Here is a 26,620-nt window from a genome sequence, read left to right as displayed (position 1 = left end):
CCATGAGAACCATGAAGGAGCCCGTGATCGAGCAGCCCGGCCTGCCGCCCGCACAAGGCGAGGACGAGCACCTCTCCATCGCCCTGGCCAACAGCGCAATCGCGCTGCCCGGCGGCCTCACCGTGGATCTTCTGGGCACTCCCGCGCAGTCGAATCAGTGGCTGACGGAGCGTGGCCTCGCTCCGGTCGACGCCGGCATGCGGGAGATGTGCGCGTCGCAACTGCGCTCGCTTCGCGAACAGATCAGATCGCTGTTCGCATCCCACGCCTCCGGCCTGCCCGCTCACCCCACCGCCATCACGGCCATCAACGATGCGATGACCCGCGTTCCTACCGCCCCGCTGCTGCAATGGGACGAAAGGACCGGCCCGTACCGGACCATCCCCCACCCCACCACCGCCATGGTCGACCACGCCCTGGCCACGCTCGCGGCCGACGCTGCCGACCTGCTCACCGGCCCCGACGCCGCTCGTCTCACCGCATGCGGCTCCACGCCCTGCAACCGATTCCTGCTCCGCCACGGCCGCCGCCACTGGTGCTCCACTCGCTGCGGCGACCGCGCCCGGGCGGCCCGCGCCTACGCGCGCCGCACCACCTCCCACTGACGCCACGCAGCTTCGGGCCGAGTTGTCGGTCGTAATGGTTCAGGGCAACTGTGCAAGGAAGTCCAAGAGCCCTCGGTTGACGTCGTTCGGGCGTTCCTGCTGGGTCCAGTGGCCGCAGCCTGGCAGGATCACTCCGCGCCGGAGATGCGGTGCCGCCTGCTCGACCCTCTTGAGGACGGCGTCTCCGCCTCCGGACATGCCGACAACCATGTCGCGGTCCCCGGCGATGTACAGCGCCGGCACCTCGATCCGTCGGCTGCGAAAGGCCGCGAGCAGCTCCCAGTTGCGTTCGGCGTTCCGGTACCAGTTCAGGCCGCCGGTGAAGGCCCGTTCGCCATGACGGACGTAGTCGCCGGCGAAAGCCTCGATGTCTACTTGGGTGAGCCATTCCGGCAGCTGTGCCGGCTCCGGCATGAAGTCCAGTAGTGTGCCGCCTTCGGGGACGATCCAGGGATCGAGGCTGGAAGGGTTGTCCCCCGAGCCCCCGAACAGTACCCGCCGGAACGTGGTCTCCGGGTCCCGGGCGAGCGCTGCGTCGGCGACGCCCGGTTCCTGGAAGGCGACCTGGTAGAAGCCGTCACCGTACCTCTTGCGCGTGATCGACGGCGGACTCATGCCCCCGGGCAGTACCGGCGGGACGCTCAGGCCCGCAACGGCGCGCACGACATCGGGACGCAGCATGGCGGTCACCCAGGCCACAAAGGCACCCCAGTCGTGCCCCACGAGCACCACCCTTTTGTCGCCCAGCGCGTCGACCAGCCCGATGACATCCCCGGCGAGATGCAACAGGGTGTACGCCTCGACGGCTTCGGGCTGCTCACTGCGGGCGTAACCACGCTGATCGGGGGCGACGACGCGGTACCCCGCCGCAGCCAGCGGACCGAATTGGTGCCGCCACGAGTACCAGCTCTCCGGAAATCCGTGCAGCAGCACGACAAGCGGGCCTGCGCCCTGCTCGGCAACGTGCAGCCTGACCCCGTTGACCGCGAAGAACGTGTGCTGGACCGTGCCCGCCATGTCAACCTCCGAACCGGACCGCGTGTGGACCCCGGAGACGCCGGCGTCAGCATCCGCCATCTGCCCGAAGCCGTGTACCGCTGCGATGCAGGCGGACTCTGGCCTCGGTCCGGCATGGTCCATCCAGAGTGGGGCAGCGGCTGTGCGCCGGCTCGTGCGGAGCTGCGATGCCGCCGTGAAGGCACCCCGCCGCCTCCTCACAGCATCGCAGTCCTGACAGTCGGTGGCGAAAGGAGGCCGGATCCTCGAGAAGTGCCGGGGCAAGGCTCGTGATGCACGATCGCCTGCTTCGATAGCGTACTTTCGGCGGATCACCAGATCCTTTGTCCTTCGTTCGCCGCAATCACGACCTCTTCTGGCATACATGCGCTGTCGGCATTACAACGAGGTCAGAGCACATATGGCGCAGGAGAGGTGGAGACGATGACGGACCTCATGAGTCAGGTTGTGGCCACGGACCGAGGCACGGTCCGGGGCTCGGACGAGGGGCCCGTGTTTTCCTTTCGCGGGATCCCCTACGCGGCCTCACCGGTATGCGAGCTGCGCTTGGCCGCACCGCAGATCCATCCGGGATGGTCGGAAGTACGTGAGGCCGTCAGCGCCGGTCCGGCCGCACCGCAGGGGCCGTCCCGGCTGGAGCGGATCATGGGGCATCGCAAGCCCTACTGGAACGAGGACGATTCCCTCACCCTGAACGTGTGGACTCCGCGGTCGGCCCTCGAGGACAAGAGCCCTCGCCCCGTTCTGGTCTGGTTCCACGGGGGCGGTTTCACCAGCGGCTCGGGCGGATGGGACTGGTACGACGGTGCCCGCCTGGCGGAGACCGGCAATATGGTGGTGGTCACCGCCAACTACCGTTTGGGACCGCTCGGTTACCTGCATCTGCCGCAGATCGGTGCCGACAACCTCGGAGTTCGGGATCAGGGCGCTGTGCTGCGGTGGATACAGGACAACATCGCTTCTTTCGGCGGCGATCCGCAAGCCGTGACCGTCGGCGGTCAGTCGGCCGGTGCGTACTCGGCCCTCTACCTGGCACTGGATCCCGCGACCAGCTCCATGGTCGATCGTCTCCTTCTGCAGAGCGGTCCCTGGGGCCTTCCGCCACAAGACCCCGAGCAGGCCGCCGAGGCCGCCGAGGAGTACCTGAAGCTGTTGGGCATGGAGGGCAGTCCCGATCCCGGAGCGGCACTGCGATCGCTTCCCGTCGAGCAACTTCTCTCCGTCTACGCCGAGTTGGGAGCCCGACTGGCACGCCCCGATAACGCCGCCCCTCCCATGTACCCGGTGCTGGGCGGCGCCGGTTTCCCTGCTTCCTGGCAGCAGGCCCTCTCGGACGGGCGCCTTCAGGGCAAGGATCTCCTGATCGGCACCGCCCGTAACGAGATGACCGCGTTCTTCGCCTTCGACTCCCGCATTCAGTCGCTCACACAGCAAGGCGCCCTCGACCTCCTGGCCGGCCAGCTCGGCTCCGATGCACCGGCGGTGTATCAGCAGTACGCGGCGAAGCTCCCGCACGGAACACCGGCCGAGGTGTTCACCGCGCTGCACACGGATGCCCTCTTCCGCAACGACGCGCTCCGGATAGCCGACCACCACGCCGCCAACGGCAACGGCACGTACGTCTACCAATTCGACTACCGTCCCGCCGGCGACCCCGACCATCTGGGCGCCACGCACTGTGTGGATCTGCCCTTCCTCTTCATGACGTTCGACAGCTACCCGGACAGCCCGATGCTGGGCGAAGCGGGAGACGGTCAGCGAGCACTGGGGCTTGAATTCGCCACGGCAGTCGCCGCGTTCGTCGCCACCGGCGCCGCGAGTGACTGGCCTGCGTACACGCCTGGGGCCGACACAGGGATCCGGCACTTCGGCTGAGGCAAGCTGGCTTCCGGGTGTCTGGTGCAACCCGCGCACCTGGCCGCCGGCGGCTGAGGCCGGCGCTCCGCCCCTAGGGCGCCGACCCGTTCAGAGGCCGGGCACACGGTGGTACCGGCCGGCGCCGACAGTACGAAGGGCAGAGGATCGCCTTCGCTCACACGAGCCGCGGCCCGTCCCCTGCCTTCTGTACCGGAAGGCGCGCTGCCTCGGACCCTCACAGTTTGGACTTGCAGGTCCATTTTTGTCGTCGCACAGTGGCACTCGCCCTGGTCGCCAGGGCACCCGCCCGGCCGGCGTCACCATGCGAATCGGCCGTTCGGGATCACGGTGAGACGCGAGCAACGGAGTGGACCATGTCGATGCGGCTCGAGAGCAAGACCGCCCTGGTGACAGGGGCAACCAGCAACATCGGGCGGGCGATCGCCGAAGCCTTCGCCGCCGAGGGGGCGCACGTCGTCGTCTCGGGCCGCAACGTCGAACGGGGCAAGGAGGTCGTCGACCGGATCCGCGCCCGTGGCGGCCGCGCCGACTTCGTACAGGCCGACCTGGACGGCAGCGCCACGGCCTCGGAGGCGCTGGCCCGGGAGGCGACGCGGGTCCTCGGCGGCCGTATCGACGTCCTGGTCAACAACGCCGGCATCTACCCCGGCGACACCACGGCGGCGACCGACGAGAAGACCTTCGACCAGGTCTACGCGGTGAACGTGAAGGCCCCGTTCTTCCTGACCGCGGCCGTCGCACCCGCCATGGTGGCGGCCGGTGGCGGCTCGATCATCAACCTGGGCTCCTGGATCGCACGCCTGGGCATTCCGGTCGGCGCCCTGTACAGCTCGACCAAGGGAGCGGTGGAGACCCTGACCCGGGCCTGGGCGGCGGAGTTCGGACCGCAAGGTGTCCGGGTGAACGCGATCTCTCCGGGCGTGGTGCTGACCCCGGCGCCCGGAGAGGTCCACCCCGGCGAGGTCATGATGAAGGGCACTCCTGCCGGGCGCATGGGTACTCCTGACGCCATCGCGAACGCCGCCGTGTATCTGGCGGGCGAGGAGTCCTCGTTCGTGCACGGCATCGTGCTCGACGTCGACGGAGGCCGCACCACCGCGGCGGTCATCGCCGCCTGACGCACGGCGCCGAGGCCGTCCGCGCCCGGGAGCGGCGGTTTCGGCGGAGCCGCCCTCCGGGGGCGGAACGGCCGCGGTCAGACCGCGGCGTGGCTCGTAGCGCGCAGGTCCGCGATCCCCTGGTCGAGGGCGGCCCGCAGATGGGTGGACCGGCCCGTCGACAGCAGGATCGACACGCCCCCTTGGATCGCGGCCAGCAGCGCCGCGGCCCTGATGTCGGCGTCGACGTCCGCGGGGATGAGCCCGGCCGCCTGGAGCGCCCGGACGCCCGCCGCCAGGCTCTCCTGCCACTGGCGCAGCAGCTCGATGACGATCGCCCGCGTGCCGGGAGTCGAGCGACCGATCTGGAAGAACAGCGAACCGAGCGGGCACTCGTCCCCTTGGGCTTCGTAGCGTTCGATCACCACGTCCCGCCACTGCTGCCAGGCCTCCCATGAGTCGAGGCATCCCAGATGCGGCTGCTGGTCCTCCAGGACCTGATCCGCCTCGAACTGGGCCACCGCGACAAGCAGTTCGTCCTTGCCTGCGGGAAAGTAGTGGAACAGCTGACCCTTGCTCGTCCCGGTCCGGGCCATGATGTCGTCCAGCGTGGCCAGGGCGGCTCCCCGCTCCCGCAGCACCGCCGCCGCCCCCTCGACGATCCGTTGCCGCGTTGCCCTGCCCTTCGCCGTCAGCTCGCCGCGCATGACCCGTCCTATCAGAATGGACTACGCAGTCCATTGTAGGGCCGCGGCGGGCACCCGTCACACCTCAGGACTCCGCAGCCCGATCCGGTGACCGGCGCTCGCTGGGCCGATCGGCGCACACCCCTTTCCAGCGCTCATCACATGACTGGCTCGGCCCGCCCACGGGGCGCCCGAAAGCGACGACACGCCCGAATTCGACGTCGCCACGCTCCGCTGCCCGCCGGGCGATGCGGGGCTACCGTTGAATACGTGGAAATGCTGCATTTGCGATATTTTGTCGCGGTCGCCGAGGAGCTCAACTTCTCGGCGGCTGCTCGCCGGCTCCACATGGCGACGTCCCCTCTGAGCCAGCGCATCAGAGATCTGGAGCGCGAACTGGGGCAGCGACTGTTCGAGCGGGACACCCACAGCGTCGCGCTCACTCCAGCCGGCGCCGCCCTCCTTCCGATCGCCCGCGACGTGCTCGATCAGTTCAGCTCCATCCCATGGCGGCTGCGCGAGGCGACCCGGGTGCAGCGCAGCACCGCGCTGATCGGCATACCTCCGGGACTGAATCCCGAGCTGAGAGCGCGGGTCGCCACCCTCGCCGACCGCGTCCAAGGGCTGTTCGATCTCCAGCGCTGGCCGGGCAGCACCCAGGCCCTGGTAGCGGGTGTCCGCGAGGGCAGGCTCGCTCTGGCGCTGGCCCGACTGCCGTTCACCGACCCCGCCCTGGACCTGATCAACGTCATGTCGGAACGCATGGGTGCGGCCGTACCGGCCGATCGCTTCGCCGGCCGGGACGCCGTCGCCCTCGCCGACCTGGCCGATCTCGCGTACATCCCCCCGCCCAAGGAGATCAGGCCCCCGTATTTCGAGGTACTGGATCAGGCGTTGACAGAGCACGGTATTCGCAATCGCATCACCCTCACCGACACCGGCTACGCCGGAATATCCGAAGTCATTTCCAACGGATCGGCGTTCTGTATATCCATTCTCGAACCGGATAGCCCGATGCGGGGATACAGCATCGAGAATGTGACTGTACTGCCGTTCACCGACTTCCACCCCAGCCTGGACACGGCCCTGGTGTGGCGCCGCGACCGCGCCGACGGAGATCTCAAAGAGCTGGTCACAGCCGCGTGCGACATTTTCGACAAGCCCGTCCGTCGCCGGTCCGATACCCGGAAAACGCCATCCGGAAAATCCCGGTGAACGGTGTGACCGCTGCGGTCACACCGCCGTTCCTATTTCGATAATTCCACCTGGCATCGCTCTTCATTAGCGTTGTGCATCAGGCACGACGAAGCACGGCGCGAAAGGAAGAGGAGATGGCGGAATCCTTGAGGACCGGACCGCTCGACGGTGTACGGGTGATCGACCTGTCCACCGTGGTGATGGGTCCGTACGCGGCCCAGATCCTCGGTGATCTCGGCGCCGACGTGATCAAGATCGAGTCGCCCTCCGACACCGTTCGCGTAGGCCGGTATCACGTCACCCCGGGCATGACCGCCCTCAGCCTCAACGTCAATCGCAACAAGCGCAGCGTCGCCCTCGATCTCAAGGACCCGGCGCAGCACGAGCAGGCCCTGAAGCTCATCGACACCGCGGACGTGCTGATCACCAACATGCGATCGGCCGCACTGCACCGACTGGGCCTGACCTACGCGGACGTCGCCGCACGCAACCCGGGCCTCGTCTACGCCCACGGTCAGGGCTTCCGCAGCGACTCCGACCGAGCCGGCAACGCCGCCTACGACGAAACCGTGCAGGCCGCCTCCGGGCTGGTCGACATCACCCGCCGCGCGCTCGGCACACCGGTGTACCTGCCGACGATCATCGGGGACAAGGTCTCCGCCCTGACCATCGTCTACAGCGTGCTCGCCGCCCTGCTACACCGCTGCTGCACCGGGCAGGGCCAGCACATCGAGGTGCCGATGACCGACACGCTCCTGGCGTTCAATCTGGTGGAGCATCTGGCGGGGCACGAGTTCGAGCCGGCGATCGGCCCAACTGGCCACCCCAGGTCGATGTCGAAGGAACACCGGGCCCGGCGCACCAAGGACGGCCTCGCCTGCCTCATCCCCTACACCCCGCAGAACTTCCGCGACTTCTTCGTAGCCGCCGGGCGACCGGACCTCGCCGCCGACCCCCGGGTGAACGGGGCGACCATCGACATGGCCGACCTTGACGGCCTGGCCTTGCTCGCCGACGAGTGCGCACCGGCGCTTACCACCGCCGAGTGGGAAGAGGTGTGCGCCGAGCACAGCATCCCGATGGCCCCCGTGCTGGAGCTGGAACACGCCCACGAGGACCCCTACGTCAGCGACGGCCACTTGCTGGAGCCCGTCGTCCACCCCACCGAGGGACCGATCCGCACGATCGGTATCCCGGTGCAGTTCTCCGCGACACCCGGTTCGATCCGCCGTCTGGCCCCGGTACCTGGCCAGGACACCGCCGAAGTCCTCGCCGAGCTGTCCGGCCACTGAACCCCACCCCCCTGTACCTCACCGAGAGAGGCGAGCCATGAGCACCACCGACGTGCGCACCCAGCGGGCGGGCACAACCCTGCTGATCACGATCGATCGTCCGCAAGCACGCAACTCCGTCAACGCCGCGGTCGCCACGCTCCTGGCCAAGGCGCTGGACGAGCTGGAGGCCGACCCGGAACTCCGAACCGGAGTGCTGACCGGCGCCGGCGGGACCTTCAGCGCCGGCATGGACCTCAAGGCCGCTCTGCGCGGCGAGTCCCCCAACGTCCCCGGGCGTGGATTCGGCGGGGTGACCGAGGTCGAGCGCACCAAGCCGCTGATCGCCGCCGTCGAGGGCTGGGCCGTGGGCGGCGGATTCGAACTGGCTCTGGCCTGCGATCTGATCGTGGCTGCGGAGGACGCCCACTTCGGCCTGCCGGAGGTCAAGCGGGGACTGATCGCCGCAGGCGGCGGAGTGATCCGGCTGCCCCGGCGCATCCCGTACCACCTCGCGATGGAGTTCCTGCTGACCGGCGAGCCGGTGAGCGGCGGCCGCGCCGGCGAGCTGGGCCTGGCCAACCGGGTCGTGCCCACCGGACAGGCCGTGGAACACGCCCTTCTGCTCGCCGAGCAGCTCGCTGCGAACGCCCCGCTCGCGCTGGCCGCCGTGAAGGCGGTCACCCGGGCCGCGGACGGCGCGCCCGAGTCCGAGGCCTTCGCCGCACAGCGCACGGTGATGGCCGGTCTGATGGCCTCGGCCGACGTCCGCGAGGGCATGACCGCTTTCGCCGAGCGCCGGACCCCTGAGTGGACGGGGCGGTGACATGCGCATCGAGGACGTCAGGAAGCACCTGACCACCCCACTGACCAGCCCGGCGTACGCGTCTACGGTCCCCCGCTTCACCGACCGCGAGTACCTCAACATCGTCTACCGCACCGACCCCGGCGCACTGCGTGCCGTCGTCCCCGAACCCCTTGGGATCGGCGAACCGCTGGTCCGCTTCGAGGTCATGAAGATGGGCGACGTCAGCGGGTTCGGGCCCTACACCGAGGCGGGACAGGCCATCCAGGTCCACTTCGAGGGCGAACAGGGCGAGTACCTGCACGCGATGTACCTCGACAACTTCCCGGCCACCGCGTCCGGGCGCGAGGTCAGCGCATATCCGAAGGTCATCGGCGCACCCAGCCTGTACGTCGACCACGGGGCGCTCGTCGGCACCCTCGACCACGGAACCCTTCGCGTCGCCACCGCGACCATGGGCTACAAGCACCAGCCCCTCGACGAGGACACGGCCAGGGCCCAGATCACCGTGCCCACCTTCATGCTCAAGGCCGTCCCGGGCTACCGGAGTGGCATGCGTGTCCAGGAACTGGTGCGCACCGAGATCACCGACGTGGTCGTCAAGGAGGCCTACACGGGCCCCGCACGGCTCCAGCTCTTCGCCCACGTCCTCGCCCCGCTGGCGGACCTGCCCGTGCTCGAGGTCGTCTCCGCCAGCCACATCCTCACCGACCTGACCCTCGCTCCGGTCGAGCCGGTCTTCGACTATCTGAAGGGAGACGTGCAGTGACACACCCCATCCGTACCGCCGCCGTGATCGGGGCGGGCACCATCGGACTGTCCTGGACAGCCTTGTTCGCCGCACACGGTCTGACCGTCCACGTCAGCGACCCGCGGCCCGATCTGGCGGAGGCGGTCGCCGAGGCACTTGCCGCGTTCGGTCCGCACCTGGCCGCACAGGGCCTGGACACCGACGGCCTCGCCGCACGTGTACATCTCGCCGCCGATGTGACCCAAGCGGTCCGCGACGCGGACGTCGTCCAGGAAAACGCCCCGGAACGCGTGGAGTTCAAGAAGGAGCTGTTCGCCCAGCTCGTCCGGGAAGCCCCTGGACACGCACTGCTGCTGAGCTCGTCGTCGGCGATCCCGGCGACCGCCTTCACCACGGACATCGAGGACGCCGGCCGGATCCTCATCGGACATCCGTTCAACCCGCCCCACCTGCTGCCGCTCGTCGAGGTGGTGCCCGGCGAGCGCACCACCGAGGAGTCCGTGCAGGCGGCCGTCGCCTTCTACACCGCCGTCGGTCGTACGCCCGTCGTCGAACGCCAGGAGATTCCCGGGTTCGTGGGCAACCGTCTCCAGAACGCGCTCAGCCGCCAGGCCGTCTACCTCGTCCAGCAGGGCGTGGTGACCCCCGAGGACCTGGACACGGTGGTGACCCACTCGCTCGGCATCCGCTGGGCGACGGTCGGTCCCTTCCTGGGCGCGCACCTGGGCGGTGGGCCCGGCGGCTACCGCCACATCACCGAGCACATCGGTTCGTCGATGCAGCAGATGTCCCTCGGTGAGCCCTCCCAGGAGCCCGAGGACCAGGAGCGGGTCGTCCAAGCGGTGGAGAAGGCCTACAAGTCCACCCCGTACGCCGACCTCGCCGAAGCCCGTGACCGCAGGCAACTCGCCGTCCTGTCCGCCCTGGCGGACATCCGTCGCAATCAGCACCAGAAGGAGAACTGAGATGACCACCACCCCCGTCCCCACCCCCGCCGCCCCGCTGGACGACCTGCCGGCCGCCGACTTCTACCGCTACGAGACGCTGCTTTCGGACGAGGAGCGCAAGATACTGCTCGACGCCCGCGCCTTCCTGCGCAAGGAGATCAAGCCGCTGGTCAACGAGTACTGGGGCAAGGCCGAATTCCCCTTCGAGTACATCGAGAAGTTCCGCAGCAGCGGACTGGCCGCCCTCGCCTACGAGGGGTACGGCGACCACAAGCCGGCCGGCAGCCACCTGTTGGGTGGCATGCTCGCCACTGAGCTCGGCCGCGTCGACGCCTCTACCGCCACCTTCTTCGGCGTCCACAACGGACTCGGCTTCTACTCCATCTACTACGGCGGCGACCAGGAGCAGCGCGACAGGTTCCTGCCCGCCATGGCCACGATGGAGAAGATCGGAGCGTTTGCGCTGACCGAACCGCTCGGCGGCTCCGACGTCTCCGGCGGCATGCGCACCACCGCCCGGCGCGACGGTGACACCTGGGTCCTCAACGGCGCCAAGAAGTGGATCGGCAATGCCACATTCGCCGACTACGTCGTGGTCTTCGCCCGGGACGTCGACGACAACAAGGTCAAGGCCTTCGTCGTCGAGAAGGGCACCCCCGGCTTCAAGCCCGAGAAGATCGAGGGCAAGATCGCACTGCGCATCGTGCAGAACGCCGAGATCACCCTGACCAACGTCCGTGTGCCCGAGGCCAACCGGCTGCAGAACATCAAGGGCTTCCGCGACGTCGCCGAGGTGCTGCGCCAGACGCGCAGCGGGGTCGCCTGGCAGGCCCTCGGCGTCATGATCGGCGCCTACGAACTCGCGCTCGACTACGCGAAGGAACGCATCGCCTTCGGCCGACCCATCGCGAAGTTCCAGCTGGTGCAGGACCTGCTGGTCAAGAGCCTGGGCAACATCACCGCCTGCTGGGGCATGCTGATACAACTCGCCCGGCTGCAGGACCAGGGCATCTTCCGCGACGAACACTCCGCGCTGGCCAAGGAGTACGTCGCAGCCCGAATGCGCGAGGTCGTCGCCTGGAGCCGCGAACTCTTCGGCGGCAACGGAATCCTCCTCGACTACGACGTCGCCCGGTTCTTCTCCGACGCCGAAGCCCTCTACTCCTACGAGGGCACGCACCAGATGCAGACCCTCATCGTCGGCAAGTCGATCACCGGCCACAGCGCCTTCGTGGGGTGACGGCGATGACCACACATTCCGTCTTCACCGGCCTGAAGGTCCTGGACGCGTCGACATACATCGCGGGACCGGCGGCGGCCACCATGCTCTCCGACTTCGGAGCGGACGTCGTCAAGATCGAGCCGCCGGGTCAGGGCGACCCCCAGCGGCGGCTGAGCTTCGTGCCGCCCAGCCCCCGGGCGGAGGCCAACTACGGCTGGCACCTCGCCAACCGCAACAAGCGCGGCATGGTGATCGACCTGAAGTCCCCCGCGTCCACCGAGGTTCTCAAGCGCCTCGTCGAGTGGGCCGACGTGGTGATCACCAACTTCCCGCACGGTACACGCGAAAAGCTGCACCTCGGCTACGACCAGGTCTCGAGCTGGAACCCGAGGGTCGTCTACGCCGACATCACCGGGTTCGGTGATGCAGGCCCCGACGCCAGGCAGCCGGGCTTCGACCTGACCGCCTTCTGGTCGCGCAGCGGCCTGCTGGCCTCCACCCGGGACGCGGGAGCCCCGCCCACGGTGCCGGTCTGGGGCAGCGGCGACTACACGACGGCCGTCGCGATCTACGGGGCCATCGTGACAGCCTTGTACCACCGCGAACGGACCGGGGAGGGGACCAGTGTCGGAACCTCACTGCTCGCCACCGGGGTCTGGGCCACCGGAACCCTCGTGGCCGGTGCGCTCGCCGGGGGCACGCCGTTCGAGCTGCACGACCGCAACGCACCGGTGAACGCGTTGACCAACCCCTACCGCACGGCGGACGGCCGGTGGTTCATGCTGGCAACCTCGTCCCTGCACTGGCCGGGACTGGCGCGCGCCGTCGGGCGCCCCGAGCTGCTCGAGGACCCCCGCTTCGCCGACGCCGAGGCCCTGGTCAAGAACGCCGCCGCCGTGAGCGAGGTGCTCGACGCCGAGTTCCGTTCGCAGTCCTTCGCCCACTGGAAGGACGCCCTGGACCGGGAGCGCATCACCTTCAGCCTCATCCAGACTCCGGAGGAGGCCGCGCAGGACGTGCAGTTGCGCGCCAACGACATCGTGGTGCCCCTGGAAGGCGTCAGCGATCTGAAGGAGACCGTCAGCAGCCCGATCAATCTGCGCGGGGTGCCGAAGGTGGCGGCCAAGCGTGCGCCGGACCTCGGCGAGCACAACGACGAGGTCCTCGCCGAGCTGGGCTTCAGCCCCGCCGATGTCGTACGGCTGCGCAGCCAGGGAGCGATCCCTGGCGCTCCGGAAGAGGAGGCTGCGTGATGAGCACGATGTCGGGAGAGACCCACTCGGGACGCCGTCTCAGCGCACTGGCCGTGAGCCTCGAACTCCCACAGTGCCGGAACACCGCCGGTCGTGCGAGACATCACGCATGACATCGACGCCGCGGAGCGTCGTCCTCCGGCGCCCCGGACCGTCGGACAGGCCATGGGATTCCGCGTTGACGAGAGGAACCGGCACAAAGAGCCGACGGCACCTCGCCGCACGATGAGGCGGCGGGGTGCCGTTGTCCATGAGTGCGCCGTTCCGGCCGGTTGTGGTCCTTGATTGAAGGCTCCCCCGTCTGGAGGCGGGGGATTCCCGTCCGGCCTTGTGGCCGGACGCCCCTTGCGGGGCGCCTTCGGGCGTGTATGGGGATTCCAGGCTCAGGCAGCCTTCCGGGCCAGCGGCCCGGAAGGTCTTACGCCCTCAGCACCTGCCGGGCACCAACCCGCCCGGACCAGCATCACGAACGCGGAATTCTTGTCCCGAGGGCGCACGGCTCCGCATCGCGTGCAGGGCACTCCATCGTGGTGTGCGCGGGATGCACCAGGCGCACATCCCGCCCATGCTTACGGCCCATCTCGATCAGGGCGCGCTTGGTAGCCGAGAGAGCGGCGTCGGCCGCCTTCGTCATGAACCCGAATCTATCCGGGAGGACTGACAGTCGGGAGCTCTTGATCAAGACGGGCCTTCTCACCCCATGCCGTGGTGGACGACCAATCGCCCTGGCGACGGTTGCCCTTCCCCCGCCCTGCTCCACAGGGATCCAATTCCTCCACGGCCTGAAGGCCGGGGCATCCTCGGAGGAACCCGGTGACCTGTCTCCCCCCGGCCGTTGGGCCTGGAGTGCCGGTCCGGACATGACCGCCCCGACATCTCCGAAGCACCGTGTCCGCGCTCTTGGTCGCAGCGGGGGCCAGGATGTGATGGTCTTGCTCGACGACGTCGGCCGGAACCGAGGAGGCCCAGTGACCGCCCTGCCCCTGGAAGGGATCACGGTGGTGAGCCTGGAGCAGGCCGTCGCCGCTCCGTTCGCCACCCGCCAGCTCGCGGACCTCGGAGCCCGGGTCATCAAGATCGAGCGCCCCGGCGTCGGTGACTTCGCCCGCGCCTACGACGAGTCGGTGCACGGTCAGTCCAGCTACTTCGTCTGGCTCAACCGCTCGAAGGAGTCGGTCACCCTCGACCTCAAGTCCCCTGGCGGCCGCGAGGTGTTGGACAGGCTGCTTGTCGACGCAGACGTGTTCGTCCAGAACCTCGCCCCCGGCGCCACCCGCCGGCTCGGCCTCGGCGCCGAGGATCTTGCGGAGTGCCACCCCAAGCTGATCGTCTGCGACATCTCCGGTTACGGCAACCACGGCCCATGGGCCGACCGCAAGGCGTACGACCTGCTGGTCCAGTGCGAGACCGGCGTCGTCTCCCTGACCGGCTCCCCCGAGGAACCCGCCAAGGTCGGCATCTCGATCGCCGACATCGCGGCCGGCATGTACGCCTACTCCGGCATCCTCACAGCGCTGATCCGGCGCGCCACCACCGGCCGCGGCACCCCGGTCGAGGTCTCCCTCTTCGAGGCGCTCTCGGAGTGGATGGGCTCACCCGCCTACTACACGGCTTACAGCGGCGTGGAGCCCGCCCGGTTCGGCGCCCAGCACGCCACCATCGCCCCCTACGGGCCGTTCACGGCGCGCGACGGCGGGACCGTCCTGCTCGCCATCCAGAACGAACGAGAGTGGGCCTCGTTCTGCAAGGTCTTCCTCAAGGCCCCGGACATCGCCGCTGACGAGCGTTTTCACCGTGGCTCCGCCCGGGTGGCCAACCGCGAGGAACTCAACTCGCTCATCGGCGAACGCTTCGCCGACCTCGACGCCGCCGCAGCCATCGAGTTGCTGGACCGGGCCAATGTCGCCAATGCCCGGCTCAACTCGGTCGCCGACTATTGGGACCATCCCGTTCTGGCCGGCCGTGACCGATGGCGTGAGGTCGAGACACCGTGCGGGCCCATCAGGGCCCTGCTGCCCCCTGCCACCCTGCACGGAGTCACCCCGCGGATGGACCCGGTCCCGGCCGTGGGCGAGCACACCGACACCGTGCTGCGCGCGCTCGGCTACGACGACGAAGCGATCAAGGCGCTGCACGCCGACGGCTCGGTCTGACCGAGGAGTTCACGATGTCCTCCCAGCCCTCCCGCAGCGGCCTCCGCGCCCCTCAGCGGGGCGCCGACCGCCCGGACATCCCGCCCCGTCAGCGAAGTCAGCGAAGGCTCACGGACGCGGTGATCCCGGGAGCGGCGCCCGGGAGGCCTGCCGAGAGCACCGCACGGTCGCCTTCCGGAACGCCCGTCACCTCGATGTCCCTCGGCGCGAAGAGAGGGGCTCTCGATCGGAACGCGAGGGCGGTCACGGCGCGTTCCGGGGCGCAGCGGCGAGGGAGTTCCAGCAGCGACAGGGCCAGCAGGGGGCCGTGCACGACCAGGTCCGGGTAGCCCTCCACGTCCCGCGCATAGTCGCGGTCGTAGTGGATGCGGTGGGCGTTGTAGGTGAGCGCGCTGAAGCGGAAGAGCAGTGTCGGGTCCGGCCGCAGGGTGAACGCCCAGGGGGCGGGCGGCACTTCGGCTGGCGCGGCCGGGACCGCTTCCCCGACGGGCTCGGGGACAGGCGGCATGCCTGCCTGCTTGTAGACGAGGTCCTGCTCCTCGACCGTGCGGATCTCGCCGTCGACGAGATATTCATGACGTACCGTCACCAGCAGCAGCCGGCCGGATCCGCCATGCCGTACGCGTACGCTCGCGACCTCGGAACGGCGGGTGAGAAGATCGCCGACGCGGATCGGGGCACGGAATTCCAGCCGTCCTCCACCGAACATCCGACGCCGGTCCGGCAGCGGTGGCAGGAAGAGCCCGCCGTCGCGAGGGTGGCCGTCCTCGCCCAGATCGGCCTGGGCCGGGCGGTCCAGCACGTACAGCCAGTGCCACAAGGGAGGCAGCGGATCGCCGACGCCCAGCGCCGGGACCAGCTGGTCGAAGAGCCCCGCCAAGGCCCGGACGGGCGCGGCGGTGACGAACTCGGTGGCCTCGACGGGCGCCGGACGCCAATCGGCCTCGATGGCCGCGAAATGCTCAGGGGCGCCGCTCATCCCAGCGCCTCCCCTATGGCTGCCGGCACGGTCTCGGCGCCCGTGGGTCCGGCACCGATGCGCCGCCCCTGCCTCGGGGCGCGGAGCGTGGTTAGGGTGTCGGATCGGCTCATCAGCGGCCTCCGCCGTCGATCGGGTTGCGGGCGATGTGCTGCTTGGCGATGACGTTGCGCTGGATCTCGTTGGTGCCCTCACCCACGATCATCAGCGGGGCGTCCCGGAAATAGCGCTCGACGTCGAACTCGGTGGAGTAGCCGTAACCGCCGTGGATCCGGATCGCGTTGAGGGTGACCTCCATGCAGACCTCGGACGCGAAGAGCTTGGCCATGCCGGCCTCCATGTCGGCACGCTCGCCGGCGTCCACCCGGGCGGCAGCGTCCAGGGTGAGCAGGCGCGCCGCCCGCAGTTTGGTGGCACCGTCGGCGAGATAGTTGCCGATCGACTGGTGCTCCCAGATCGGACGGCCGAAGGCCTCCCGCTCCTGTGCATAGCGGGTGGCGTCGTTGAGCGCCGCCTGGGCGACACCCAGCGCCCTGGATGCCACCTGGATCCGGCCGATCTCCAGTCCGCGCATCATCTGCGGGAAGCCGCTGCCGGCCACACCGCCGAGGACAGCGGACTCAGGGACCTGCACCTGGTCGAAGACCACTTCACAACTCTCGACACCCTTGTAGCCGAGCTTGGGCAGGTCCCTGGAGACTTCGTAACCGGCATCCCTCTCCACCAGAAGGATGGAGAAGCCCTTGCCCTGTTCGGGTCCGGTGCGGGTGAGCAGTGCGATCAGTCCGGCCCGGCGCGAGTTGGTGATCCAGGTCTTCGAGCCGTTGACGGTCCATGTGCCGTCCGCGAGTACCGCCTTGGTCCGCATGGCCTTCAGGTCGGAGCCACCGCCCGGCTCGGTCAGCGCCATGGTGGCGCGCAAGGCGCCGGTGGCCATCGCGGAGAGGTACGTCGCCTTCTGCTCGGGCGTGCCGAAGGTGCGGATCAGGTAGGCCACCACGGAGTGCCCGCCCATCGCACCGGCCAGCGACATCCAGCCGCGTGCCAGCTCCTGGGCGACCAGGGCGAAGCAGGCGGTGGATACATCAACACCGCCGTACTCGGCGGGCACGAGCAGGCCGAACACCCCGAGCCGTTTCATCTGCTCGATGAGCTCCTCGGGGTAGGTGTCGGAGTGCTCCAACTGCCGCACCACGGGGAGCACCTCGTTGTCGACGAAGTCGGCGACCACTTCCACGATGGCGCGCTCGTCCTCCGTGAGCCGGGCAGTCGACGGGACCTCGGTCATCCCCATGATTGCGTCACGTCCTTGTCGAGCGTCTTGCCGAGGATCGGCTTGCCGTCCTCCACCTTCTCAGGGGATGACTCCCGCTGGACCGGTCGGGCTCCGCAACGGGCAGGTTCCACCTGGTCCTGCTGCCCGGAAAGTCCCTGCGGCACGGCGCCGAGGGCTCGCAGACTGTCCTCCGTCTGCGAGCCCTCGGACCACAACTGCGGTTTCGGCGAGTGTTCGACTCCTGCTGCAGGCATCAGGCGCGCTGTGACCTGTCCCGGTCCGGAGTCAGTTCCCGCAGCCGGGGACAGCTCCGGGGGGCGCACAGTTGTTGGGCAGGTTGTCCGCCACCTGCGTCCGGCCGAGTGTGACCGTGCTGCCGGACTGCTCGTAGATCCCACCACCGTTTCCGTTCGCCCCGTCGCGGTTCCGGACGACCCTGGAACGGTTCACGGTCGCGGTTCCCGAGGCGGTGAACAGGCCGCCGCCCTGAGAACCCACAGCGGTCGTCCGGTTGCCGACGAGCTCGCTCCCGTCGATGCGGGTGGTGCCGCCGCTCCAAATGCCACCGCCCTGACTGCCTGCGATGTTGCCCAGGACCGTGGTTCGGCGGACGTTCAGCTCGCCCGAGCTGGAGATGCCGCCACCAACGTCGACCGCCTTGTTCCGGGTCACCTGAGTGGATTCGAAAGTGCTGGTGCCGCCGAGCATGGCCACACCACCGCCGGGACCACTGGTGGCAGTGTTTCCGGTCACCCAACTGCGGTTGAAGGTGACGGTGCTGTTGGAGGCGACTCCGCCGCCGAAGCCGGCCGTGTTCATGTTCACAGCGGTGCGCGTGAGGGTGACATTGCCCAACGACGAGATTCCGCCGCCGGCGCTACTGGCCGTGTTCTTCTCCACCCGGCTCGACGTGACAGAGACCGTGCTCCCGGACTGACCGTTGATGGCGCCGCCCTCGTTGCCGACGTGATTGTCGGTCAGCTCGGAGTCGAAGACGGCGAGGGAACCGAAGACAAGGGCGACACCGCCGAAGTTGGCGGCGCCGTTACGGAGGGTCAGGCGGTTGAGGGTGAGCTTGCCGTTGGGCTGATTGACCTGGAACAGCCTGAACTGCGGTGTGCCGGGGGCGGTGGAACGCTCGATGACCGTGTGCCTGCCACCCCTGAGGGTGACGTCGCCGGCGATGGGGGAAAAGCCGACGGACGAGCCCGGATTGACGGCGTCGGTGAGGGTGTACCTGCACTCGGATGCCAAATCGATGATGCCGCCGCCCGCGACGTTGGCGGTGTCGATCGCACCCCTGAGTGCCTGCACACTGCAGCCGACATGGACGACGGCTGCGTAGGCCGGGATGGCCGGCAGCACAGCCAGGCCGAGGGACAGCGCCGCGACGGCACCGCCCGTTCTCGCGACAAGACTCATGAACACTCCAGATGTGAGTGAGGCCCGAGGGCCGCTCCCCGGACAGGCCGACGGCACCCGGGAGCAGGGGACAATGACGGCAGCCACAACCGGTACGGGAGACGGGGTTGTGCCTGACGACGGCGAGACTTATCCGGGCGAATGGGTACGTAAACACAACTGCCGCCAGGCGGATCAACCCGCATCCCAGTCGGCTGATACGACGTCAGCTCCCGTGACCTGTACGGATGACAATGGGGTCGACACCGGCCTGAGGCATCGTCACAGAGTCACCGCGGCGCGGCGCACAAGGCCGGTGCGCTTGACTCCGGTGAGGATGGGGGTCACCTCTATTCCGTAAACACCGGTCAACGCCCCTACCGTGCCGGTCAGGAAGGTGTACAACGCGCTGAGATCGCTGGCGGCCACCGCCACCAGCAGACTGCTGGAGCCCGTTGTAGCCGCCGTGAAACGTACTTGAGGATGCTGACTGAGGACCTGCCCCGCCTCTTCCCATGCGCCTGGATCCACCGTGATCCACAGCAGTGCCTCGGCGTGCACCCCCAGCAGCGCCAGGTCAACCTCGGTGGCCAGCCTGACGACATGCGCCTCCACCAAGGCGTGCAGGCGCCGTTGTACGGCCCTCGGGGTCCTGCCGGTGCGGTGCGCGAGCTCTCCATAGGTCATACGGGCGTCCTCGACCAGTGCGTCGATGAGCGGCTTGTCCTCCGGGAGTGGAGACAGCACCTCAGGGGGCCTGGTCAAGTCAGGCCACAGCACCTGGGACTCCTCCTCGCTCAGAAGTCCCGCGCTCCACGCGAAACCCGCGGGGAAGACCTTCAGCAGGTCGTAAGCCGTCCAGGACTGCACGGCCGCGGTCACCGGCAGGTCGCGGAGGAGCAGGTTGTTGCGTGCATCGGGTCCTTCGATGAAGGCCACGATGCAGATCTCGTCTCCCCCACCGAGGATGTCGACCCAGACGGTGTCGGAACGCCGGGCGAGGGCGGCGGCGATCGCGGTGATCCGGGCGGGGCGACAGCGGATGCGCAGGACAGTCGGGACCAGGTGGGGAAAGAGAGCGGGATTGCGTACGGCGGTGGCCCGCAGGGTGCGATCCTGGTACAGCGGGGCGGCACGCCGTACGACCGTGCGCTCCGACACGCCCAGCACCGCCGCGACGCTCCGCCAGGACGCACGGGGTGACGCCATCAGAACGGCCGTGATCCGCCGATCCGCCGTGTCGAGACGGCGGCGCGCTTTCTGCATGGAGGGCCTTCAGCGTCCTCTCTCTTCTTGGCGGAAGCCTGTGCGGTGTCCGCAGGGTGACGGTTCCTGTCGCCGGCCGAAGCGGCCCGCACGGTCACCGGCCGCCCGAGGGAGCAGCCCGCAATCGGCCGCCCGCGACAGAGCCGTTGGTCAGCCACCGGTGCCCGAGTCGGCGCCTTGTGCTACCCGGACGTCCCCGCGCCGAGTACGGGCATGACCTCCGAGGCCAGCCGCTCGAGGTGTTCGGCCTGCGCGAACAGCGGCGTGAACAGGATGAGTTGCGCGCCCGCGGCGACGACCTCGCGCAGCTGGACAGCACATTCCTCGGGAGTCCCCGCGATCGCCGCGGCCTCCACCTCGGGCGACTTCCTCATGTAGAGCGCGGCCAGCTCGGCGTTGATCCGTTCGCGGGCCGACCGGGCGTCGTCGTCCACCGCGATGTAGACGCGCTTGGCGATTGCGAAGTCGTCCGCCGGCCTGCCGGACTCGGCCAGGGCCTCCCGCACGATCTGTACCTGGTCGGCGAACTTCGCGGTCGAGACCTGTCCGGCGCCGAAGAAGCCGCTGAACAGGCCGGGGCTCATCACGGCCCGGCGCAGCGCGGTGCGACCGCTACCTCCGAACCACATGGGCGGGTTGGGCTTCTGGAACGGCTTCGGCTCCATGGCGGCGTCCGTCAGCTGCCAGAACTCGCCTTGGTAGTCGGTCCTGGAGTCGCGCCAGAGCCGGGTCATGACGTCGAGGCCCTCATAGAAGCGGGCGACGTAACGCTCCGGATCGACACCGAAGGCCCCGAACGGGCGTTGCTTGCCACCCGTGCCGAAGCCGACCTCGATCCTGCCGCGGCTGAGCTGGTCCAGTGAGCTGATGCTCTTCGCCAGGTGGACCGGACTGTGCAGGGTGGACACGAAGACCACGCATCCAAGGCGTAGGTGCTCCGTGCACGCGGCGGCGTAGGTCATGGTCTCGATCGGTCCGAGCTGCGGCTTCGAACCGAGCATCTGCTCCTGCGTCCAGGCGCTGTCGAAACCCGACTGCTCCACACGCGTGAGGTAGGCGCGGAACGCGGCCGGATCGAACGCGCCGTCTGCGGAGAACTGCGGAATGGAGATCGCGAATCGCACCCGCACATCCTAGGGAGCGTCGCCTGCCGGGCACCGGGTGCCGCGCCGCTCACCCCTTCGGCCTTGTCAGCCACACAGCCGGTGCTTGTCGGCGAAGGACAGGTGTGGTCCATGCTCCCGAGGGCACAGCACCCGAACACGAAGAACAAGAACTTCTTCAACAGGAGCATCTACGGGATCCTCGCCCCCGACGCCCTCCACCTCGTCGGGGACCTGCTCACTCAGCCGGTCCACATCGTCGCGGGCAGCGACGCCGGCTCGCTCTGACACCCCACCGAACGGCACTCCCCGGATACGCGGCCCCAAGCGGCTGGTGATCGTCGAGGGCGGCGCCCGCGTGGACTTCTACGACATGCCGAAGGAGTTCGGCTGTGCCGTTGCCGAGGCCTCGTCCCTCTGTGGGGCATGCGCGTACAGCCCGGCCCCGGGGCCACGCGTCATACCGCAAGGTGCCAGTCTCGCCGTGATGGGACACAGTGGAACACCTGGAGGTGCAGTCCGCCCATGAGCACGCGCTCGGCGGCGGGCGATCACCACTGAGCACCTCCGTGAGAGCGACGGGGCGGTACCGGATGGTGATCCACGTCCTTGTGGCCGACGACAGTGAAATAGTGCGCCGCGGCATCGGTGACGTGCTCGAGTCCGCGGACGACGTGCACGTGGTCGCCCAGGCGTGGGACGGTCGCAGCGCTGTGGACGCGGCCAGGCAGTTCAGCCCCGACGTCGCCTTGCTCGACATCCGTATGCCCGGCATGGACGGGCTGGCCGCGACGCGTGAGATCCGTGCTCTTCCGGTGCCGCCTCGCGTGATCATCCTGACGATGTTCGGCGAGGACGAGCACGTCGACACGGCGGTACAGGCGGGCGCCAGCGGCTTCCTGCTGAAGGACACGCCCCCTGAGGACCTGCTGCGCGCCGTTCGTCAGGTCGCGGCGGGCAAGGGCGCGCTCGACCCGGCCGTCACCGGACGGGTCATGGAGCAGCTCGCCGAGCACGGAGTCCGCCTCACCGAGGCCGAGCAGTCCGCCCTCGCGAAGCTGACCGAACGCGAGGTCGACGTATTGCGGCTCATCGGCCGGGGGCTTTCCAACGCGGACATCGGCGCCGCCCTCCATGTCAGCGAGGGCACCGTCAAAGGCCAGGTCAGCCGACTACTGGCGAAGATCGGCGCCGAGAACCGCGTACAAGCGGCGCGGCTGGCCTATCGGGCGGGGTTGGAGCGCTGACCCCCGAGGCCACCGGCACCGCCCCACGCCGTCCCCGGCGATCCGCCGACGGTCTCGGCGTGCCATCGGCGACCAGGACCTGATCCACTGTAGGGGTGGCGTCCGGCATCTTCTCCGCGTCGTTCTGGTCGCCGCGGCGGGTGGACGCAGCCCTGGTGATCGCCGCGGCCACGCTCGGCGTGGGCAACAGCTGGATCAAGCCCTCGAACGGTCTGCTGCTGACCGGAGCACCGCTGCCCCTGACCGCCACGGTCTCCGGTGCGGTGGGGCTGCTGCTGTGGTGGCGGCGACGGCATCCGTTCGCCGTCGGCTGTCTGGTCGTACTGTGCCATCTGCTCTGCTTCACCCCCACGGCGCTGGCCATCGCCTTGTACACGGTGGGGACCACCTACCGTCGGCAGGCACGGGTGCTCGCCTTCTTCCTGATCGTCGCGAGCGGAGCCGACATCGGGACCCTGTGGGCGGGTGGGGCGTGGGACCCACGGGAAGCGGGATACACCCTCGCCCTGGCCATCGGTCCGCTGGCCGTGGGCGGAGCGGTCGGTCTGCGCCGGGACCTCACCACGGCCGCCCAGGCCCAGCTGGCCACCCTGGAACGCGAGCAGGAGCTGCTCGTCCAGCGCACTCGTGTCGAGGAGCGGTCGCGCATCGCCCGGGACATGCACGACGTCGTCGCGCACCGGGTCGGCCACATCGTGCTGACAGCCGGTGCCCTGCGCGTCGGAGCCGCAGCGCACGACCCCAAGATCGCCGATGCCGCTGAACTGATACGTCGCGAGGGGCGCCACGCGCTGGAGGAGCTCCGCGAGATCCTCGGCATCCTCACCCCCGGCCGCCGCGCCCCGCGAGCTCCGCGACCCGACGCCGACGAACTGTCGGGCCTGGTGGAGCGGTGCCGACGTACCGGGCAGCTGATCTCCCTGTGTGTGGAGGGGTTTCCCGAGGCGCTGCCCACCGTCGTGCAGCAGGCCCTCTATCGCACCCTTCAGGAGGCACTCACCAACGCCGCCAAGCACGCTCCCGGCGCGTCCGTGGACGTCGATCTGCACTGTCGGGTGGACGGTGTGCACCTGACGGTCTCCAACGGTCCGCCCACCCGGACACCTGACGACGATCTGCCGAGCGGCGGCCACGGCCTTGTAGGTCTCCGCGAACGCGCTGCCCTGCTCGGCGGGCACATCCACGCCGCCCCGAACGCCGACGGCTTCCGCGTGGCGCTCCGCCTGCCCTCCCATCCGCCGACCGAATGACATACCGGGACGGCCCCACGCTCCGACCGTGGCCATGCCTCATGGGGAAGCCATCGCCATCTGCCCACCATGGCGACGGTTTGACGCGGGAACCGCTTCCCAGTCGCACGTGGCCTCGAGCTGGAACCACACCCACTTCCCCCGGCCACCGACCGGGGAGACGCCCCAGGACGAGGCCAGCATGTCCATGAGGTCCAGACCACGACCGTTCTCCAGGCACACATCCGACTTGGCCCCCTCGGCCTGCCGCAGGTGCGTCACCCGGGCGCCGGGCCCCATCCGAGGCTCGGTGTCGAAGACCGCACCGACGATCGTCCCGCCTGCCTCGCGCGTGACCGCCACGGTGATGTCGGCACCGTCCGAGTGGAGGACCGCGTTCGACACCGCCTCGGACAACAGCAGCGCCGCGGTGTCCGCGACCGCGCAGCCGGTCGGGGTGAGGCGGGCGAGGACTCGGCGTGCGTGGGAGGGTGCACGACGATCGCGGCGAAGCCTGGCGACCAAGCGGTGACGACTCATCGAAGGGCCTCCAAGAGGATGCGCACGCGGGCCGAAGGCTCGGCCCCGGACTACCTCCACAGTGGCCTTGCGGGAAGCGCAGGAACGATGACTTTCTTCCGATTCGAGGATGACCCTAGACACCCGGCGACGTAACTTTCGTCGCGGCGGCGGCCCCCGCCCCCCTTTCGGTGGACCGAGAGTCCGTGGGCCCTCGGGCAGCCCTGGTATGTCCGTACACAGCGAGGCCCCGGAGGCTTCGGCGGCTTCCCCTCTGCTCGCCCTGGCGACGATCCGTGCAACTCCTCGCCGGAACACAGCCCAGAGTCTTCGTCCCGTCCCTTGGTTGAAATCCCTGATCCGGCACAATCGGCGCATACAATCCCAAAGCCGGACAGATTCATCGGATGTGATCGCGGCGTACTTCGGGAGGCATCATGAGCCAGCAGCCGGTCCTTCTGCCCTACGCCGACCCGGACTTCCTCACCGACCCGTTCCCGTTCTACCGGCAGTTGCGCGACGAGGGTCCGGTGCGGCGCGCCGTCATTGCAGGCGGCCTGGAGGCCTGGCTGGTCACACGCTACGAGGACGCTCTCGCCGCCCTGTCCGATCCGCGGCTGAGCAGCGACATCCGCGACGCCTCGGATCCCCGGCTGATGCAGCAACTGCCTGCGACGGAGCGCGAGTCCTTTCTGAGCACCATGCTCCGCGCCGACCCGCCGGACCACACCCGCCTGCGCCGGCTGGTGTCGAAGGCGTTCACCGCACGCCGGGTCGCCGAACTGCGCCCCCGCGTTCAAGTGATCAGCGACCGTCTGCTCGACGCGGTCGTACCGACGGGCCGCGCGGACCTCATCACGGACTTCGCCCTGCCCCTGCCGGTCACCGTCATCAGTGAACTGCTCGGAGTCCCCTCGACCGACCGGCACGAATTCCAGCGCTGGACCGACGAGATGATCCGCCGGGGCTCGGAACCGCCGGATCCGGCCGTCGTGGACGGCGCCTGGCGGCACATGCGCTCGTACCTCACCGGGCTGCTGCAGGCCAAACGGGACCGACCGGCGGACGACCTGCTCAGCGCGTTGATCGTCGCCCGGGACGAGGAACAGCGACTGGACGAGGACGAACTCGTCGCCATGACCTTCCTGTTGCTGGTGGCCGGATACATCACCACCGTGAACCTGATCGGCGGCGGAATCTCCGCACTGCTGGCCCATCCCGACCAACTGCGGTCGCTCCGGGATGATCCTGCGCTGCTGCCGGACGCGATCGAGGAATTCCTCCGCTACGACGGGCCGGTCAACCCCGGCATCGCCCGGTTCGCACGCGAGGATGTCGAGATCGCGGGCGTGACGATCCCTCGCGGCGCCACGGTTGTCGTCGCCTCCGCCATCGCGGACCGCGATCCGGCACGATTCGCGGACCCCGATCTTCTGGACATCACCCGTCGGGACAACGCCCATCTCGCCTTCGGGCACGGCATCCACTATTGCCTGGGGGCACCGTTGGCCCGCCTGGAGGGCCAAGTCGCCATCGGGACCGTCCTACGACGTCTTCCCGACCTCGCCCTGGCCGTGCCGCCGGGCGAACTGCGGTGGAGACCGAGCGGCCTGCGCGGCCCCGAACACCTCCCGGTCACTTTCACCCCCGACCGGCTTCCCGTGGACTCCTCCGCATGACCCCTGCTGCCGTCGCAACTCCCCGGGGAGCCTTGCCACCGACGCGTCCGTCCGACCGACCGGGCCGTGCTGTCCACGGATCCGCCGCGCAGAGCAGGTAGCGGAGAAGTACCCGGGCGTGACGAGTGTCGACGGCGTCCATCAACTTACCCGCGAACATGGCTGCACCGGCCCCACCACCCGCCTGGGGGGGCGGCAGTTCCAATACAGACGGACGGCCGCGCGGGTCACGTCAACGAGACGGGGCGCCGACCCGCGCAGTCGGCATCGTCACACGTGCTGGTGAGGGTTGACGACGGGGAACTCGGACTCCGTGCCGGCGACGAGGTTGAAGTAGTTGGTCAGGATGTTCAGTGCGAGATTGCCGACCACCTCGGCCATCTCGGCGTCTGTTACGCCGGCGGCCCGAGCGCTCGTGATCGTGCTCTCGTCCACGGCGCCGCGACCTCGGGCGATCGCGCCGGAGAGAGCGAGCAACGCGGCCGCGTGCAGGTCGGCCGACTGCTCGTGACGGGCACGCTCGATCTCCTCACTGTCCAGCTTGGCGACGTTCTTGCCCAGGTAGGTGTGGGCGGACAGGCAATAACTACAGCGGTTGTACTCGGCGGACGCGAGCGCGAGTCGTTCGCGCACCGGCGCAGGCAGCACGCCACCGGCAAGCGCGGCAGACAGCGCCATCCACCCCTTGAGCAAGGCCGGGCTGTTGGCCATCGCCTTGGCCATGTTCGGAACGGCACCGATGTTCTTCTTGAGCTCGGCGAGCAGGGTTGCCGCCTCGCCAGTGGCCTCGGAAGGGCGGATCTGGGACAGCGTAGACATAACGATCTCCTTGGCAGATTCTCAACACATGGCTAATGGTTAGAATTACTTCTCCCATTAGGACTGTGTCACGCCGCCACTCGCCGGTCAAATGGATGGAGCGGAACTTTTCCGTTAGCCATGGAGTTATCCTGGGAGCATGAGCAACGAGGGTGTGATCACGAGCGCGCCGCTGCTGGGTGAACCACTGCCGGTCGAGCTGATGAACACCGTCACCGCC

The 26,620-nt window shown here is 68.9% G+C and carries 25 protein-coding genes and 1 pseudogene; 15 read left to right on the top strand and 11 right to left on the bottom strand.

Annotated features, from left to right (window positions below; all coding sequences use genetic code 11):
• Positions 1-11: 11 nt before the first annotated feature.
• Positions 12-605 carry a CGNR zinc finger domain-containing protein gene (locus tag ADL25_RS30490; protein ID WP_059131100.1) on the top strand — a complete coding sequence of 198 codons (594 nt, stop codon included), beginning with the start codon at positions 12-14 and terminating at the stop codon, positions 603-605.
• Positions 606-644: 39 nt separating this feature from the next.
• Here ADL25_RS30490 and ADL25_RS30485 read toward each other — a convergent pair whose 3' ends face one another.
• Positions 645-1,622 (bottom strand): alpha/beta fold hydrolase, encoded by a 978-nt coding sequence (locus tag ADL25_RS30485; RefSeq protein ID WP_059131137.1) that lies wholly within the window; start codon positions 1,620-1,622, stop codon positions 645-647.
• A 423-nt stretch (positions 1,623-2,045) separates the two neighbouring features.
• On the opposite strand from ADL25_RS30485, the gene ADL25_RS30480 reads away from it, so the two are divergent.
• Positions 2,046-3,497: a carboxylesterase/lipase family protein gene (locus tag ADL25_RS30480; protein WP_059131099.1), complete on the top strand. Its 1,452-nt coding sequence runs from the start codon at positions 2,046-2,048 to the stop codon at positions 3,495-3,497.
• A 356-nt stretch (positions 3,498-3,853) separates the two neighbouring features.
• Positions 3,854-4,618 (top strand): SDR family NAD(P)-dependent oxidoreductase, encoded by a 765-nt coding sequence (locus ADL25_RS30475; protein WP_059131098.1) that lies wholly within the window; start codon positions 3,854-3,856, stop codon positions 4,616-4,618.
• 77 nt (positions 4,619-4,695) lie between these two features.
• On the opposite strand, the gene ADL25_RS30470 is transcribed toward ADL25_RS30475, so the two are convergent.
• Positions 4,696-5,304 (bottom strand): TetR/AcrR family transcriptional regulator, encoded by a 609-nt coding sequence (locus tag ADL25_RS30470; RefSeq protein WP_059131097.1) that lies wholly within the window; start codon positions 5,302-5,304, stop codon positions 4,696-4,698.
• A gap of 255 nt (positions 5,305-5,559) precedes the next feature.
• Here ADL25_RS30470 and ADL25_RS30465 point away from each other — a divergent pair, with 255 nt between their 5' ends.
• From ADL25_RS30465 to ADL25_RS30435, 7 genes are all read left to right on the top strand, one after another.
• A complete protein-coding gene (locus ADL25_RS30465; protein WP_234381100.1) occupies positions 5,560-6,498 on the top strand; it encodes a LysR family transcriptional regulator in 939 nt (312 codons plus the stop codon).
• A gap of 116 nt (positions 6,499-6,614) precedes the next feature.
• Positions 6,615-7,772: a CaiB/BaiF CoA transferase family protein gene (locus ADL25_RS30460; RefSeq protein WP_181922943.1), complete on the top strand. Its 1,158-nt coding sequence runs from the start codon at positions 6,615-6,617 to the stop codon at positions 7,770-7,772.
• Between the two features lie 37 nt (positions 7,773-7,809).
• Positions 7,810-8,577 carry a crotonase/enoyl-CoA hydratase family protein gene (locus tag ADL25_RS30455; RefSeq protein WP_059131095.1) on the top strand — a complete coding sequence of 256 codons (768 nt, stop codon included), beginning with the start codon at positions 7,810-7,812 and terminating at the stop codon, positions 8,575-8,577.
• A gap of 1 nt (position 8,578) precedes the next feature.
• Positions 8,579-9,325 carry an acetoacetate decarboxylase gene (locus ADL25_RS30450; RefSeq protein ID WP_059131094.1) on the top strand — a complete coding sequence of 249 codons (747 nt, stop codon included), beginning with the start codon at positions 8,579-8,581 and terminating at the stop codon, positions 9,323-9,325.
• Positions 9,322-10,272, top strand: coding sequence for a 3-hydroxyacyl-CoA dehydrogenase NAD-binding domain-containing protein (locus ADL25_RS30445; protein ID WP_059131093.1), 951 nt, complete (start codon positions 9,322-9,324; stop codon positions 10,270-10,272). The genes ADL25_RS30450 and ADL25_RS30445 overlap by 4 nt, the downstream gene beginning before the upstream one ends.
• A gap of 1 nt (position 10,273) precedes the next feature.
• Positions 10,274-11,494, top strand: a complete 1,221-nt coding sequence (locus tag ADL25_RS30440; RefSeq protein ID WP_059131092.1) for an acyl-CoA dehydrogenase family protein — start codon at positions 10,274-10,276, stop codon at positions 11,492-11,494.
• Positions 11,495-11,499: 5 nt separating this feature from the next.
• Positions 11,500-12,729, top strand: a complete 1,230-nt coding sequence (locus ADL25_RS30435; protein WP_059131135.1) for a CaiB/BaiF CoA transferase family protein — start codon at positions 11,500-11,502, stop codon at positions 12,727-12,729.
• Positions 12,730-13,112: 383 nt separating this feature from the next.
• Here ADL25_RS30435 and ADL25_RS50815 read toward each other — a convergent pair.
• Positions 13,113-13,357: pseudogene (locus ADL25_RS50815) on the bottom strand (RNA-guided endonuclease TnpB family protein); the annotation flags it as partial.
• 298 nt (positions 13,358-13,655) lie between these two features.
• Here ADL25_RS50815 and ADL25_RS30430 point away from each other — a divergent pair.
• Positions 13,656-14,882: a CaiB/BaiF CoA transferase family protein gene (locus ADL25_RS30430; protein WP_059131091.1), complete on the top strand. Its 1,227-nt coding sequence runs from the start codon at positions 13,656-13,658 to the stop codon at positions 14,880-14,882.
• Between the two features lie 97 nt (positions 14,883-14,979).
• Here ADL25_RS30430 and ADL25_RS30425 read toward each other — a convergent pair whose 3' ends face one another.
• From ADL25_RS30425 to ADL25_RS30400, 6 genes are all read right to left on the bottom strand, one after another.
• A complete protein-coding gene (locus ADL25_RS30425; RefSeq protein WP_059131090.1) occupies positions 14,980-15,861 on the bottom strand; it encodes an FAS1-like dehydratase domain-containing protein in 882 nt (293 codons plus the stop codon).
• 112 nt (positions 15,862-15,973) lie between these two features.
• Positions 15,974-17,155 (bottom strand): acyl-CoA dehydrogenase family protein, encoded by a 1,182-nt coding sequence (locus tag ADL25_RS30420; RefSeq protein ID WP_234381094.1) that lies wholly within the window; start codon positions 17,153-17,155, stop codon positions 15,974-15,976.
• Positions 17,146-17,391: a hypothetical protein gene (locus ADL25_RS30415; protein WP_147317809.1), complete on the bottom strand. Its 246-nt coding sequence runs from the start codon at positions 17,389-17,391 to the stop codon at positions 17,146-17,148. The genes ADL25_RS30420 and ADL25_RS30415 overlap by 10 nt, the downstream gene beginning before the upstream one ends.
• 31 nt (positions 17,392-17,422) lie before the next feature.
• Positions 17,423-18,559 carry a hypothetical protein gene (locus ADL25_RS30410; RefSeq protein WP_059131088.1) on the bottom strand — a complete coding sequence of 379 codons (1,137 nt, stop codon included), beginning with the start codon at positions 18,557-18,559 and terminating at the stop codon, positions 17,423-17,425.
• Between the two features lie 261 nt (positions 18,560-18,820).
• Entirely contained in the window at positions 18,821-19,804 is a 984-nt protein-coding gene (locus ADL25_RS30405; protein ID WP_059131087.1) for an Lrp/AsnC family transcriptional regulator, read from the bottom strand.
• A gap of 182 nt (positions 19,805-19,986) precedes the next feature.
• Positions 19,987-20,928, bottom strand: coding sequence for an LLM class flavin-dependent oxidoreductase (locus tag ADL25_RS30400; RefSeq protein WP_059131086.1), 942 nt, complete (start codon positions 20,926-20,928; stop codon positions 19,987-19,989).
• A gap of 111 nt (positions 20,929-21,039) precedes the next feature.
• On the opposite strand from ADL25_RS30400, the gene ADL25_RS49225 reads away from it, so the two are divergent.
• The 3 genes from ADL25_RS49225 (at position 21,040) to ADL25_RS30390 (ending at position 23,404) form a co-directional block, all read left to right on the top strand.
• Positions 21,040-21,195 (top strand): hypothetical protein, encoded by a 156-nt coding sequence (locus ADL25_RS49225; protein ID WP_159045038.1) that lies wholly within the window; start codon positions 21,040-21,042, stop codon positions 21,193-21,195.
• A 209-nt stretch (positions 21,196-21,404) separates the two neighbouring features.
• Positions 21,405-22,154, top strand: coding sequence for a response regulator transcription factor (locus ADL25_RS30395; protein WP_319113170.1), 750 nt, complete (start codon positions 21,405-21,407; stop codon positions 22,152-22,154).
• 95 nt (positions 22,155-22,249) lie between these two features.
• Positions 22,250-23,404, top strand: coding sequence for a sensor histidine kinase (locus tag ADL25_RS30390; RefSeq protein ID WP_059131085.1), 1,155 nt, complete (start codon positions 22,250-22,252; stop codon positions 23,402-23,404).
• 39 nt (positions 23,405-23,443) lie between these two features.
• On the opposite strand, the gene ADL25_RS30385 is transcribed toward ADL25_RS30390, so the two are convergent.
• Positions 23,444-23,923, bottom strand: coding sequence for an ATP-binding protein (locus tag ADL25_RS30385; RefSeq protein WP_159045037.1), 480 nt, complete (start codon positions 23,921-23,923; stop codon positions 23,444-23,446).
• 416 nt (positions 23,924-24,339) lie between these two features.
• On the opposite strand from ADL25_RS30385, the gene ADL25_RS30380 reads away from it, so the two are divergent.
• The gene (locus ADL25_RS30380; protein ID WP_059131083.1) at positions 24,340-25,581 is read left to right on the top strand and encodes a cytochrome P450 family protein; all 1,242 of its coding nucleotides are present in this window, start codon (positions 24,340-24,342) and stop codon (positions 25,579-25,581) included.
• Between the two features lie 270 nt (positions 25,582-25,851).
• Here the strand turns inward: ADL25_RS30380 and ADL25_RS30375 are convergent, their stop codons facing one another.
• Entirely contained in the window at positions 25,852-26,400 is a 549-nt protein-coding gene (locus ADL25_RS30375; protein WP_059131082.1) for a carboxymuconolactone decarboxylase family protein, read from the bottom strand.
• Positions 26,401-26,620: the final 220 nt, after the last annotated feature.

It is taken from the genome of Streptomyces sp. NRRL F-5122, assembly GCF_001507435.1.
Classification (GTDB): domain Bacteria; phylum Actinomycetota; class Actinomycetes; order Streptomycetales; family Streptomycetaceae; genus Streptomyces; species Streptomyces lannensis.
The sequence above is the reverse complement of the archived record's forward strand: the minus strand, read 5'-3'. Positions and strand labels throughout refer to the sequence as shown.